Annotated in this window: 9 protein-coding genes; 5 read left to right on the top strand and 4 right to left on the bottom strand. The window is 69.6% G+C overall.

The features are described 5' to 3' along the window. The first annotated feature begins 4 nt into the window (after positions 1-4). Both ABD798_RS18205 and ABD798_RS18210 read left to right on the top strand, forming a co-directional pair. Positions 5-328, top strand: coding sequence for a hypothetical protein (locus tag ABD798_RS18205; RefSeq protein ID WP_344876285.1), 324 nt, complete (start codon positions 5-7; stop codon positions 326-328). Between the two features lie 48 nt (positions 329-376). Then, positions 377-2,602, top strand: coding sequence for an ATP-binding protein (locus ABD798_RS18210; RefSeq protein ID WP_344876287.1), 2,226 nt, complete (start codon positions 377-379; stop codon positions 2,600-2,602). Positions 2,603-2,884: 282 nt separating this feature from the next. On the opposite strand, the gene ABD798_RS18215 is transcribed toward ABD798_RS18210, so the two are convergent. Both ABD798_RS18215 and ABD798_RS18220 read right to left on the bottom strand, forming a co-directional pair. Beyond that, positions 2,885-4,117 carry an HNH endonuclease signature motif containing protein gene (locus ABD798_RS18215; RefSeq protein ID WP_344876289.1) on the bottom strand — a complete coding sequence of 411 codons (1,233 nt, stop codon included), beginning with the start codon at positions 4,115-4,117 and terminating at the stop codon, positions 2,885-2,887. 467 nt (positions 4,118-4,584) lie between these two features. Next, on the bottom strand, positions 4,585-5,463 hold the full coding sequence (locus ABD798_RS18220; RefSeq protein ID WP_425549236.1) for an RNA polymerase sigma-70 factor: 879 nt from the start codon (positions 5,461-5,463) through the stop codon (positions 4,585-4,587). A gap of 151 nt (positions 5,464-5,614) precedes the next feature. On the opposite strand from ABD798_RS18220, the gene ABD798_RS18225 reads away from it, so the two are divergent. After that, positions 5,615-6,100, top strand: coding sequence for a carboxymuconolactone decarboxylase family protein (locus tag ABD798_RS18225; protein ID WP_344876291.1), 486 nt, complete (start codon positions 5,615-5,617; stop codon positions 6,098-6,100). Between the two features lie 7 nt (positions 6,101-6,107). Here the strand turns inward: ABD798_RS18225 and ABD798_RS18230 are convergent, their stop codons facing one another. Together ABD798_RS18230 and ABD798_RS18235 are read right to left on the bottom strand one after the other, a co-directional pair. Continuing rightward, positions 6,108-10,931 (bottom strand): hypothetical protein, encoded by a 4,824-nt coding sequence (locus ABD798_RS18230; RefSeq protein WP_344876293.1) that lies wholly within the window; start codon positions 10,929-10,931, stop codon positions 6,108-6,110. 157 nt (positions 10,932-11,088) lie between these two features. Further along, positions 11,089-11,787 (bottom strand): SDR family NAD(P)-dependent oxidoreductase, encoded by a 699-nt coding sequence (locus ABD798_RS18235; RefSeq protein ID WP_344876295.1) that lies wholly within the window; start codon positions 11,785-11,787, stop codon positions 11,089-11,091. A gap of 73 nt (positions 11,788-11,860) precedes the next feature. Between ABD798_RS18235 and ABD798_RS18240 the strand changes: the two genes are divergently transcribed. Together ABD798_RS18240 and ABD798_RS18245 are read left to right on the top strand one after the other, a co-directional pair. Next, the gene (locus ABD798_RS18240; protein WP_344876297.1) at positions 11,861-12,664 is read left to right on the top strand and encodes a helix-turn-helix transcriptional regulator; all 804 of its coding nucleotides are present in this window, start codon (positions 11,861-11,863) and stop codon (positions 12,662-12,664) included. Positions 12,665-13,026: 362 nt separating this feature from the next. After that, positions 13,027-13,446, top strand: a complete 420-nt coding sequence (locus tag ABD798_RS18245) for a YciI family protein (protein WP_344876299.1) — start codon at positions 13,027-13,029, stop codon at positions 13,444-13,446. Positions 13,447-13,459 lie beyond the last annotated feature (13 nt).

Consider the following 13,459-nt stretch of genomic DNA (forward strand, 5'->3'; position numbering starts at 1 on the left):
CGCGATGAAGACGAAGTTGGCGACCACGGCCGTGGTCCTCGCCGCCGTGGCCGGGAGCATGGCGATGTCCGCTCCCGCCGCCGGAGCAGCTCAGCAGGGCAGCTGCGACGAATGGCGCCTGACCGGCGCTTCCGCGCCCAACGTCGGGATGCGAGTGCGGTGCGTCGGCCTCGGCGGCCGGTACTTCAAGGCCGAGATCACGTGCAAGCGCCACGACAACGGCTACCGGTACAACCACTACGGGAACCGGGTCGAGGAGGGCTCCTGGTCCACCGTCTGGTGCGACCGCGACGCCGCGATCGTGTACTGGGGCGGCGTTCACGCGTGATCCCGGAACCGCACGCGCGGAGGCGGTGCGGCTGGTAGGAAGGGGCTCGTGAGTGAACAGCTGGCCGCCGCCGTGCGACGGCTGCGCAAACGCGCGGGCCTGACCCAGGAAGCGCTCGCCGAGAGGTCGGGCATCTCGGTCAGCACCATTCGCGGCATCGAAACGGGCAAACGCGGCAATCCTCAGCTCGCTTCGGTGCGGATGCTCGCGCGGGCGCTCGATCTCTCCCAGGCCGAACAGGAGGAGCTGGTGGCCGCGGCGAGCGGTACGACCGCGGCGCCGGTGGCGGAGCTCCCGACACCGCGCCAGCTCCCCGCCGCCCCGCGGGGTTTCACCGGGCGGGCGCGGGAACTGGCGCGGCTCACGGCGGCCGCGAGCGAGGCGCCCGTGGTGGTGTCGGCTTTCGGTGGCACGGGGAAGACCGCGCTGGTGTTGTGGTGGGGTCATCAGCACACCGACCTCTTCCCCGACGGCCAGCTGTACGTGAACCTGCGCGGCTTCGGTCCGAAGGCCGAGCCGATGCCTCCGGCCGAGGCGCAGCGCGCTTTTCTCACCGCGCTGGGCGTCGACCACGCCTCGGTCCCGGCGAGCGAGGACGAGCGCTCGGCGCTCTACCGCAGCGTCCTCGCGGGCCGGAAGATGTTGGTGGTGTTGGACAACGCCGCCGACACCGAGCAGGTCGTTCCGCTGCTGCCGAGTGGAACGACCTGCTCGGTCATCGTCACCAGCAGGCGCCCGCTCACCGGCTTGGTCGCCTCGCACGGGGCGGTGCCGGTGCGGCTGGACGTGCTCCGCGACGGCGAGGCGAGGGCACTGCTCGCCCATCGCGTCGGCGAAGCCCGCCTCGCCCAGGAGCCCGTCGCCGTCACCGAGATCGTCGAGCACTGCGCCGGGCTCCCGCTGGCTCTCGTCGTCGTCGCGGCACGCGCGAGCGTCAGCCCGACCGCGCCGCTGGCCCGGATCGCCGAGGAGTTGCGCGACGACGCCTCCCGCCTCGACGCGCTCGACACCGACGCTGCCGAGACCAGCCCGCGCGCCGTACTGTCGTGGTCCTACCGCGCGCTGAGCCCCGACGCGATCAGGTTGGCGGGCTTGCTCTCCCTCGCTCCGGGCAGCGACATCAGCGCGGCCGCCGTCTCGTCGCTGAGCCCCGTCCCGCCGCGTCGCGCTCTCGCTGAGCTCGAAACCGCGAGCCTGCTCACCCGCTCCGCCGACGACCGCTACCGGATGCACGACCTCGTCCGCCTGCACGGCGCGGAGTGGGCCGAGCACACGATCCCGGCTCCCGAACGCGCCGAGATGCTGCGTCGACTGGTCGACTTCTACCTGCACACCGCTCTGCCCGGCGACACGGCGTTGGCCCCGCACATCCCGTCGATCGAGCTGCCTCCGCCCGCGCCCGGCTGCCACCCGCTCGCTCTCGACGACGCCCTCGCCTGGTTCGACGCCGAGCACCACTGCCTGCTCGACGCGCAGCGCCGCGCCGCCCAGGAGGGCTGGCACGACAGGGTGTGGCAGCTCGCGTGGGTGCTCAAGACCTACCACTACGTGCGCAACCGGATGGACGCCCAGCGCGAGACCTGGCTGCTCGCCCTCGCCGCGACGCGGGCGCTGGGTGATTCCGAGTTGATCGCCCGTTCCAGCCGGATTCTGGGCGACGCCTGCGCCCGGCTGCACCTGCCCGAGGCTTTCGAGCACCTGCACGCCGCGCTCGCCATCGTCGAGAAGGGCGATGACCTCAACGAGAAGGCGCACACCCACCGCAGCCTCGCCGTCGCCTCCGACGAGGTCGGCGATCACGCGCGGGCGCTGCACCACGCCAGCGAGGCTCTGGCGCTGTACAGGGCGTCCGGCTACGAGACCCGCGAGGCCGAGGCCCTGAACGCCGTCGGCTACCACATGGCCCAGCTCGGCCGCTACGACGAGGCTCGCCCCTTCTGCGAACGCGCGCTGGCCCGCAACCGCGAGCTGGACAACCCCATCGCCGAAGCGTCCACTTTGGACGACCTCGGCCTGATCGCCCAGGGAACGGGCGCGTTGTCCTCCGCCGTCGAGTACTACGGCAAGGCGCACGACACGTGGCGACGGCTCGGCTACGACCACCTCGCCGCCGGTTCGCTGCGGTGTCTGGGAACCGCGCACCTGGAGCTGGGTGATCGAACGTCCGCGCGCCAGGCGTGGTCGCAGGCGTTGGAGTTGTTGCCACCCGGGAAGAAGGCTGAGGCCGTGCAAGGGCTGATCACCGAGCTGGGTTCCAGCGCGAGTTCGGCTTGACCTGGGGCCCCTCGCGCGTGCCCTTGGGCCTCTCACGGGCACGGAAGGGATTCCGGCCCTCGCGGGGAAGCGTATGGCACGCGCACCCCAGGTAAAGCCTCCGTTCCATTGTGCCCCTTGCGTTCCAGCCCCACTCCGCGCCGCAGCACTGTGGACGCGATCCTGGACAGCGCGCCACTTCGCCCTGATTCGCGCGCGGCGAAGGTGATCGAGCACGCTGCCACCCGTCCACCTGTCTTCACGCATGCCAAACACACCTCCTATCCCCTTTCCGCACTTGCGTTACGCCGTCAGTCGTGGGTCGACTCTGATGTTGCGCATCGGTTTCTGCTCCGCATCCACCCAGGTCGGCGGAATAAAGTCCGGCCGTCCGTCCTTCGCGAAGACGATCTTCCAGTCTTCTTGGTGGATCACGTGATGGTGGTGCGAGCACAACAACGTCATGTTGTTGAGGTCGGTCGGCCCGCGATGCTCTACCCAGTGCAATACGTGGTGGGCTTCCGTCCACGCGGGTGGCCGATCACATCCGGGGAAGGCGCATCCCTTGTCGCGCACCGCCAACGCCCGTCGTAGGGGTGGTGGTGCGGTGCGGGCGGAGCGCCCGTAGTCGAGGGGGATGCTCTCTCCGTTCAACACCACCGGGATGAGTTCGGCGTCGCAAGCGAGCTGTCGAATCAGCGAGGCGGTGGCTTCACCGTCCCAGTCGGTGTACCCCGACCGAAGCTTCTCCTCCAGATAGTCCAAGCGCATGGTCACAACCATCTGCGGTCGAACACCACCACTGGCCGGAAGATCATGGGTTGCCATCGCAACCGCGACCAACTCACACAACCCGTCGGCATAGCGTTGTTCCACCGTCCGAGGATCTTCTTCCCCGTTGCTGGGGCGGGGTTTCGACACCGCGTGCAGGGCTTCTTCGAAGATCGCGCCCTCGATCGGGGGCAGGCATCCGTTGAAGAACAGTGATCCGTGTTGGTCCTTGCCCATCCGAAACGACCGCGCTTCCACGGCCTTCTGCTCGTCCGCGAAGGCGCCTTCTTGATCGAAGTGGGAGCGGACTCGTTTGCCTGCTTGCATCAACTCGCGCGCGGTCAGCTCGGGTGCGTAGGTGAGGAGGATGTCTTCGGCTTCGTCGGCAGCATCGGCGGGGATGTTTTTGATGACATCGGTGATGACGGCGGCGTGATCGCCGCTGATTTCTCCCGCGTACAGGGCGTCCTTCGTGGAAGGGACGCCGGGCAGGTCTTCTACGAGCAGCGAGCGTCGCTTCGCTTCCGCCGGAGAAATCTTCAAGTGTGACCGCAACAGTGTCGCGAGGTTCCGGCACCCTTGCGCGGTGTGCAGACCACGATCCTCCGCATACTCAGCAGCATCAACCTTCGCTGCGGTCACCAGATTGGTGAGCGTCTCCAAGTCGACCAGGAACGCGAGATGCTCCTTCTCCGACAACGTGTAGACGTCGTGTGCTTCGAGATGATCTACCAAAAGAGACTTCACTGCTGTTATATCCAACATGATTCACCCCCTCTCCCGTTGGCTACCTCGAATTTTAGCAACTCCTCCAACAGCGTCAAATCCGTTGCAGGCTAAGGAGAAACGGAACTGTCAGCCGTCGGCGAAACTGGGTCGGCTTTACCTGGGGTGCGCGTGCCATACGCTTGTCAGCGTGGCCGGGATTCATCCCGTGCCCGTCCGGCCCACTACGGCACGCGCAAGGGGCCCCAGGTCAAGCCGACCCCCGCGCTGGAACCACCACGCCCCACACGCACCCCACCGCTACTGACACCCGGTGCCACCTGGAAGTCCAGCCGTCCCCGACCTGGAAGCGCAGCCGTACCCCGCTGGAAAGAGCTAAAAGCTCCAGCCTTCCCCCAGCTGGAAGCCCAGCCGTACCCCAGCTGGAACCCCAGCCGTCCCCGACCCGGAAGCCCAGCCGACCCCCACGCTGGAACCGACGACGGCGCTGACCGACGCGCGGCAGCTCACCGGCGCAAAGTCGTCTCCTGCCCGACGTACATCAGCTTCGACGGATTCCGCACGGCGTAAAGCCCGGCAATACGACCATCTTCGACGCGCACAGCAACAACGGTGTCGGTCTCGCCGTCGAGGCGGATGAGCAAACCAGGGTGCCCGTTCACCTGAACAGCTTCCAGAGCCACGGTCTCAACCAACCGACCGAGCCCGCCCACGAGCAACCGAGCCACCTTGTCCGCGCCGACGATGGGGCGCGGCACGGCCTGCTTCACGCCGCCACCATCACCCAAGAGCACGACATCGGGCGCGAGAACGTCAAGCAGGCCCTGGACGTCACCGGTCTCCACGGCGCGCTGGAATGCGTCGAGCACACCGCGCCGCTCGACAAGAGAGGCGGCCCCACGCGGGCGGCGAGCCGCGACGTGCGCGCGGGCGCGGTGGGCGATCTGGCGGACGGCGGCGGGGGTCTTGCCGACGGCCTCGGCGATCTCGTCGTAGCCGAAGTCGAAGACCTCGCGCAGAACGAACACGGCGCGCTCCGTGGGCGCGAGCGTCTCCAGCACGAGGAGCATCGCCATGGAAACGCTGTCGGCCAGCTCGACGTCCTCGGCGACGTCGGGGGTGGTGAGCAGCGGCTCGGGCAGCCACGACCCGACGTAGGACTCCTTGCGCCTGCCGAGCGCGCGGAGCCGCGAGAGCGCCTGGCGAGTGGTGATGCGGACCAAGTAAGCGCGCTGGTTCTCGACGGTGCCGAGGTCGACGCCGGACCACCGCAGCCACGTCTCCTGGAGCACGTCCTCGGCGTCGGCGGCGGAGCCGAGCATCTCGTAGGCGACGGTGAACAGCAGGTTGCGGTGGGCGACGAACGCCTCGGTCGCAGGGTTCACGGGTGGCCTCCTCGGTCGGTGTCGCCCACTAGACGCCAGAACCCACCGGGCTGTGACATGACGTGCGTCACAACGACGACCTGTCACAGAACCCGGGGCACCGGCATCTGGTGTTCATCAAGCACACAACACCACGAGTGAGGACGACGCCATGGACGCCAGGTTCAACCTGTTCGCCAACGAGCTCGCCGTCAAGTTCGGCAAGCGCTTCGCCAACGCCAGCACGGTGATCGAGCACTCGCCGCTGCCGAAGGCCACGCAGGAGCTGGTGTCGTTGCGCGCCAGCCAGATCAACGGCTGCGCGTTCTGCATCGACATGCACACCAAGGAGGCCGCGGCCGCCGGGGAGAGCGCGGTGCGGCTGCACCTGGTCGCGGCGTGGCGCGAGGCGACGGTGTTCACCGAGGCCGAGCGAGCGGCGCTGGCGCTCACGGAGGAGGGCACCCGGCTCGCCGACGCGCACGAGGGCGTGTCGGACGAGACCTGGGCGCGGGCCCGCGAGCACTACGACGACGACCAGCTGGCCGCGCTGCTCGCACTCATCGCGCTGATCAACGCGGCCAACCGGCTGAACATCATGGTGCGCAATCCCGCAGGGGCCTACGAGCCCGGGATGTTCGCGAGCATGCGCGGCTGAGCAGCGGTCACGGCGCGTTCACCGTTCGCACGAGCACCTTGTCCCGCGCCCTCGTCACGTGGACGTAGATCAGGCGCGAGCCGACCGAGGCGCTCCGCAGGTCGGCGCTCACGTCCACAGTGGACGGATGGGCGCCGACCGCCCTGGCGATGTGGTCCTTGACCGCGACCACTTCGGCCTGCTCCGTCGCGGGGCCGGAGCCGGGCAGGTCCCACGCCTTGCCGACGGTTCCGGGCAGCCAGTCGGCCTCGGCGATGTCAGTGACGCTGAGCTTGGTGATCCCTCCGGCGACGGTGGACAACGTGATCCCGTTGGCCTCGCGCGCCTTCCCGAGGAAGTCCCTGCGCTCGGCCAGCGGCACCGATGCCATGCGCCCCAACGGGAAGAGCACCGTGTTCAACCGGAAGGCGGCGAGCACGCGGTCCGCGAAGCAGAGCTGGACGTCGGTGGCGAGCACCAAGCCGTCCTCGTCCTCGAAGCCCGCGAAGCGCGCCTCCACCTCGATCTCGCCGAAGTCCGGCAGGTCCGCGAAGAGCCGAAGGGAGTCCACGCGGCACGCGAAACCGACCTGGCCGGAGCCGATGCGCGGCGCCCACTTGGCCATGTCGTGGTGCGGGACCGCCTGCACCGCCGCGTCGAGCAAGCCTTGGTGCAGGCAGCCGCGCGGAACACTCCCGCGCCTGGCGTCGAGCACGGCCGAAGCCCCTGTGGCGCCGATCTTCCAGGACTTCAGGTACTGGAAAGCGGGGCCGTGGAACAGAACCGCCGACTCGTAGGGTTCCAGTTGCGGCACCGTGTCGTGCAGATCGGCGAAGCGGGGCGGGGCCTCGCCGCACGGTGAGCCCACGACCACGACCGCCGTCGCGACCTCCTCGAACTCCGCCGAAGATTCCTGCCAGATCAGCAGCCGCACCACGAGGCCGTCAACGGTCTCGGCGACCTCGGTCCGCGAACGCAGCTTCTCGGCGGTCAGCAGCCACCGCCGCAGACGGACGTCGCGCACCTCCGTGACGCGGAGTCCGCTGTAGTCCACGGCAGCCTGCGCCAGCACGTCCACAATGGACATGATGGGCAGCGTCGGGACCGTCCACGTTGGACGGTAGTCGCCCATCCACGTGTCGACGGCCGGGTCGAGCACCGACTCCACCACGGCGGGCGGTCCGTCTCCGGGAACGACGCGCACACCGATGCGTTCCGCTTGGAAAACACAGGTTTCGTCGCTCCACAGCCACGCCTGCGCGATCACCTGGCGCCCGCGTTCGTCGTCGACGACCTCCAGGAGCTCCGCCTCGACGCGGACGAGCCGGGTCGCCGGAGTCACCTGCCCACGGTGCTTCCACGTGGTCTCCGTGCCCACCGCGACCGCCTCGAAGCGCGGGTGCGCGACACCCTGCGTCAGCCCGCGCTCGACCATGAAGACCTGGAGCAGCTGGCACACCGCTTCCACGGCGAGCGAGCCGGGTAGCACGGGGTCCTGGAAGGTGTGCGCCTTGAAGAACCAGTCGCCCGCATCGACGTCCTTCTCCGCACAGAGCCTGCCGAGCCCTTCCGCGCCCGCCTCCGGCCAGTACCCGGTGACGCGGTCGAGCATCGACAGCATCGGCCCGCGCGCCAGCACCTCCACCGAGTGGTCGCACGAGGCGTCGAGCCACTCGCGTGACACTGGAAGTCCTTGCTGGTCCTCGAAAACCGAGGCGGGGAAGCAACCGAACACAGTGGACAGTTCGAAGATCGGCACACCGTCGGCCAGGCAGCGCACGGAGAACGACTCGATGATCACGTCTCCACTGCGCGACACCGACGTGATCTCGGCGTGCGTCCGCACGGTCCGCGTGTCGGGCGTGATCTCTCCGGTTGCGGTGCCCGTGCTGTCGAGGTTGCGCCACACCAACTCCGTCCCGGCGGGCAGCGCGCCGCCCAGGTAGGACGCCAGCCAGGCGCAGGGTTGCATAGCGATCTCCGCGAGCACGGCGAACGGCATCACCTCGGTGCCGTTCTGCTCGAAGTACCACGCCTCGTCCGGCACGTCGTACTCGGCGATCACGCCGCTGCCGGGCTCGAACTCTCCGTCCACCAACGCGTTCTGCGCCCCCTTCACCGCGACGATGCGCGACATGAAGTGGTACGGCGGACCGGGCAGGCGCGCGATCCACGACGCGCCCGAGTCCACATAGGACGGACCGAACGCCTCGCTCGGCCTGCCCCACGCGCACGCGAGCAGCGACGCGTGGTCGAACCGGAAACCCTCGACCTCGGCCACCGGGATCGGCTTTCCGTTCTCCTGCACGACGTGCTCGCCGAGGAACTGCGAGAGCGGCCAGTCCGGCACGAGCCGCAACGCGACCCCCTGGCAGTGGAAGGCTTTCACACCGTCGACGGTCGCGAGCACGTCGGCGTGCAGCGTCGACGTTCCCGCGTCGAAGCCCTGGACGAACACCTCGTAACCGATGCGCTCGCTGTCCGGTGTCGCCTGGCCGCGACAGCGCGCCGTGCAGGGAACGCCTTCGGCCAGCTCGAAGCGCCAGCCGTCCTTGGCCACCGTGCAGCCCATGGCGGCCAGGTAGAACGCCATCGCCTGCACACACCCTTGGAACATCAGGGTTCCGGGCATGGACGGGTCGTCGTCGAAGTACCAGTCGTCGGGCGCGATCGGAGCCTCGGCGCGCAGGTAGCCGCGTCCCCACGGCCCGCCCTTGGGGTCGAACTCGGCCACCTCTCGCAGCAACAGCATGCGGCCGTCCTCGATCCGAGGCGTCCTGACGTGCGACTTCGTCTGCTGCCAACCGAAGCAGTCCGCCGGCCGTCCCTCGGCGAACGCCAGGACCTCGGCGGCGGAGAAACTCCTTGGCGCACAAGGGAGGATCGGCGCGTCGAGCGGCAGGTCGGCCATGGGCGCCACGTCGGCGGCGTCCCACTGCACGCCGTCGGTCTCCGCCAGCTCGGCCTCGGTGAAGAAGCCCGCCTGGCCGTCCCGGACGCTCAGCCGCAGCTCGTCGCCGACGTGGCAGTCGTAGCGGAAGGAGAACAACCACACGCCGTCGTGCTCGATGTGCCGATCGATGTGGATCTCGTAGCGCGGCTCCTCCCCCACTGCGGGCAGGCTGCCGTGGAAGGTCAGGTCGCAGCCCAGCAGCCGGTACGCGCGTTGGTCCCGGTCCAGCAGGTCCGCGCCGAGCCAGTCGGCCAGCACCTCGTCGGCCCCCGCCGCCTCGATCACCAGCCCGGCGGGCACCCGCCCTGCGGCGTCGAGGTACCAGCTGTCCTGGTGGACCTCGGTGCGCACCACAAAGCCCTCCGCCTCCGGCAGCGCCGGGCTCCGCTTCGGCGCGAGGCTCGCCAGATCGGTGACGATCTCGCCCCGCATGCGCAGGAACTGCTGCTGTGACTGGCGAAGCTGGGCCATCGCCTCCTCGTGCAGCTCCGTCGCGCGCTGCACCTGGCGCGCCACCACACCTCGCAGCGCCGGCGCGTCGACCAGCGGAGCGGAGCTGCGCAGCTCCTCGAACAGCTGCGCGGTGCTGACCGGCACTCCGGCGGCGATCAGCTCAGCGACGGCGAGGCACAGCTGCCGCAGGCTGCCGGACTCGGCGTCGAAGGCGACTGCCACGTGGTCGCGGTCGCCGAGCGCGCGCTTGATCCACTCCGTGCACAGGCCGCGCGGACCGTGCTCGACGAAGACGCGAACGCCGTCGTACCAAGCCTGTTCGACCGTTCCGGCCAAGTCGATCATGCCGGTGGCCTGAGCCGTCACCGCGTTCGCGGCGGTCTCTGCGGTGAGCGGGTAGGAACGCCTGCTTGCGCCGCTGTAGAAGCGCACTCCGGGCACCTCGGCGGTCCGGCGCAGGTGCAGCTCGTGCCAGCGGTCGCGGGTCTCGGGCGCGTGCGCGGCGAAGTCGTGGTCGCTCGGCACGGCCTCAACACCGAGCCGGGCAACGACTTCGGCACACGCTCGGGCCTCACCACCGATGAGACAGACGTCAGGGGCGTTGACCGCCAACAGGTGCACGGCCGCCTCGTCGGCCAGCTCCGCCATCAGCAGCTCCGCCGAGGCGTTCACCAGGTAGCTCGCCTCCTCAGCGCGGGCCTCCGTGGTGAACAGGCCGCTTTCCCAGGTGTCGCGGCACAGTTCCTCGATGTCCGGCCACGCGCCGAGCGCGAGAAGGGCCGCGGTCTCCCCCGAGGAGTAGCCGATCGCGGCCGAGGGTTGAAGGCCGAGAAGCCCCCTGCTCAGTCTGGTGTGGACGGTCGAGAGCCAGGCCGCCGACCAGATCCGGGCGAGCACTCCGGCGCCCTCGCCGAGCGGTTCGGCCGCCAGTGACGGCACCGCGCGCGCCAGCTCGTGGCCCATGCCGCCGTAGGACGCGGAACCGTTGGTGTAGACGAAACCGATCTCTCCGCCCACCGGCTCGTCCCGGTAGCACGCGCCGGAGGGCAGCTCGCCGCCGTCGATCAACCAGCGCCGCGCCCCGTCCCACGGCGCGGCGTGTTCTCCTTCTGCCACAAGGACGAGGCGCGCCGGACCGGTGTCGGACTCCTGCCGCGCGTCGAGGGCCTCCAGCACCTCCGCGCGGTCGGCGCCGGAGTACACGTGCAGTCGCGGGCCCAGCGCTCCGGACGAAGCGGCCTCGACCGCCTCGTCGGCCATTCGCAGGAAGGCCTCGTGGCTGTCGGCCAACCTCCGCTGGCACTCCGCGTGCGCCTCGGCCGCCTTCTGGCAGGCGTTGTCCATGATCGCCGACCACGGCGCGGTCGAGGACGGGACGGGGACGGCTTCGGAGGTGGGCCGCTGGCAGAGCTGACCGTCGGTCGTACCGGTGATTCGCGCGGTCATCGCGGACTGGCGCTCCTTCGCTGCGGTGGCGGGTGCCGCGCAAGGGCGCCCACGGGAACCAGGGCACGACGAGGCGAAAGGATCTCACGCTTGATCAACGCGCCCCCGCAGCCCCCGCCCGCATTCACTCACTCAGGTGTGTCCACTGAGGACTGCGCTACCAGGGTATCGGGGAGCCGTCCCACGCCACGAGGGAGCCGGTCGGCCCGTCCTCCGGCAGCAGCGCGAGGCGGACCGCCCCCGCCGCGGCCTCCGCCGGGTCACCGCCGACGAAGGAGTTCATCGCCGTGGCGCGAGGTCCCGGTCCCAGGGCGTTCACCTTGAAACCCTCTCCGGCAAGGGCTTGCGCGTACAGGACTGTCAGCGCGTTCACCGCGGCCTTGGACGTCCGGTACGCGGCGGACGCCCCGTCGGCGGGAAATCGTGCGGTGCTCCACGCCAGGGACGCGAGTCCACTGGAGATGTTGACGATGCGCGGGCTCGCGGAGCGGCGGAGCGCGGGCAGGAAGGCGTTGGTCACCGCGACCACGCCGAACACGTTGGCCTCGTAGGTCCTGCGGAAGCTCTCCACGTCCGACTCGGTCGGTGGCGCGGTGTCGGTCATGATCCCGGCGTTGTTGATCAGCACGTCCAGCGCGCCGATCCGCTCGGCTGCTTCGGAGTCGGCGTCGGCGACGTTGGTGACGTCGAGAACGAGCAGCCGGGCGTTCTCGCCGAGTTCGTCGACCGCGCGCTGTCCGTCCACCGGGTCGCGCGAGCCGACGTGCACGATGAGGCCCGCGTCGGCCAGCTGCCGGGCGATCTCCTTGCCGATGCCCCTGTTGGCGCCGGTGACCAGTGCTGTGCGCTTGTTCATGAGGCGACCGTGCCTGCCTGCTGACCCCACTTCCAGGGACAATCGATCCCTGGCAGGACCGCGAGGAGGAGCTATGGGGAAACAGGACCTGGCCAGGTTCATGCGCGCTCGCCGGGAAGGTCTGCGGCCCAGGGACTTCGGCCTGCCCACGGCGCCACGGCGGACTCCCGGCCTGCGCCGCGAGGAGGTCGCGGAGCTCGCGCACGTGTCCGTCGACTACTACTCCCGCCTCGAACAGGCACGCGGGCCGCACCCGTCGCCGCGCGTCCTGTCCGCCCTCGCCGACGCGCTCCGGCTGAGCGCGGCCGAACGCGCTCACCTGTTCCGGCTCGGCGCCGCCCCTGGCCTGCCTGCGAGCCCGAAGCGCCAGGTCACGCCGTCCGTCGCCGCGTTCCTGAACCGCTTGCCGGACTCGGCGGCCGTGGTCACAGACGCGGGCTACGACGTGATCGCGTGGAACGCGCTCGCCAACGCTCTGCTCGGCGACCTCGCCGGTGAGCCGAACATCGCGCGTCGCTGGTTCCTGGGGCTCGGCCACCCGATGGAGGTGTCGGAGGGCCTGTCCCGCGTGGCCGTCGCCCGGCTGCGCGCCGCGTCGAGCCGCTACCCCGGCGACGTGCGGATCTCCGGCGTCGTCACCGAGCTGACCAGGGCGAGCGCGGAGTTCCGGGAGCTGTGGGCGGCTGATCCGGTGCACTCCCCCGGCCACTGCGACCGCACTGTCCTGCACCCCGAGGCCGGAGCGCTGGAGCTGCACTCCGACGTGCTGACCGTGCCTGACGTGGACCAGCAGGTCGTGTTCCTCACGGCGGCCGGAGCGGCGTCACGAAGGTGGCTGGATCTCGCCGGACAGCGGCTAGCACGCCAGCGAGAGTGAACGACGCACGACAGCTTGCCGGGAGGCGCTGCTTCGCCCCGTCGCCGCGAGACCGCGCCGAGGTCTGCCCGCACCAACGCCCCGTTTGGTGCGCTGAACTCCCTGAACGACCCGTTCAGTGCGTTGAGCGCGCTGAACGGGTCGTTTGGTGCGTTGAAGTACCTGAACGGGCCGTTCAGGGCTCAAACCGTCCGAGGGGGAGGTGTTCGTGGTCGCTGCGCAGGCCTGAGCACGTGTTTTAGGCTGCCCGCGACCTTCTCGGAAAAAAGTTCGACGAGTTTGTCGATCCGCTGCCGCGCCCGTTCGACCTAGGTGCGAGCGGGTCCGAGAGCGACCCGGACGACGAGCCAGGGAGACGCACCGTGAAGTACATGCTGATCATGCGGGCCACCGACGAGACCTTCGAGAACTTCGAGAACGTCGACTTCGACGAGATCATCGAGTCGATGGGGCGGTTCAACGACGAGCTGATCAGGGCGGGTGTGCTGGTCGCGGCCGAGGGGCTGGACCCGACGCAGCCCGGCGTCGTCGTGGACTACTCCTCCGAGGTTCCCGTGGTCACCGACGGTCCCTACGGTGAGACCAAGGAGCTGTTCGGCGGTTTCTGGATCCTGAACGTGGCCTCGCAGGAGGAGGCCGTCGCCTGGGCGCGGCGCGCTCCGCTGGCGGGCAAGGGCAGCAAGGCCGAGATCCGCAGGGTCACCTCGATCGACGAGATGCCGCAGGACAACGAGTGGATCAAGAAGGAGCGGGAGTGGCGCGAGGCGACCGGTCAGCTGTGACCCGAGCGGGCAG

Origin of the sequence: Allokutzneria multivorans, from assembly GCF_039537405.1 — a bacterium.
Classification (GTDB): domain Bacteria; phylum Actinomycetota; class Actinomycetes; order Mycobacteriales; family Pseudonocardiaceae; genus Allokutzneria; species Allokutzneria multivorans.

Excerpts from the sequence above, each read along its gene's own strand:
- ABD798_RS18235 (WP_344876295.1), bottom strand. The coding sequence starts at position 11,787 with ATGAACAAGCGCACAGCACTGGTCACCGGCGCCAACAGGGGCATCGGC.
- ABD798_RS18225 (WP_344876291.1), top strand. The coding sequence starts at position 5,615 with ATGGACGCCAGGTTCAACCTGTTCGCCAACGAGCTCGCCGTCAAGTTC.
- ABD798_RS18205 (WP_344876285.1), top strand. The coding sequence starts at position 5 with ATGAAGACGAAGTTGGCGACCACGGCCGTGGTCCTCGCCGCCGTGGCC.
- ABD798_RS18230 (WP_344876293.1), bottom strand. The coding sequence starts at position 10,931 with ATGACCGCGCGAATCACCGGTACGACCGACGGTCAGCTCTGCCAGCGG.
- ABD798_RS18240 (WP_344876297.1), top strand. The coding sequence starts at position 11,861 with ATGGGGAAACAGGACCTGGCCAGGTTCATGCGCGCTCGCCGGGAAGGT.
- ABD798_RS18215 (WP_344876289.1), bottom strand. The coding sequence starts at position 4,117 with ATGTTGGATATAACAGCAGTGAAGTCTCTTTTGGTAGATCATCTCGAA.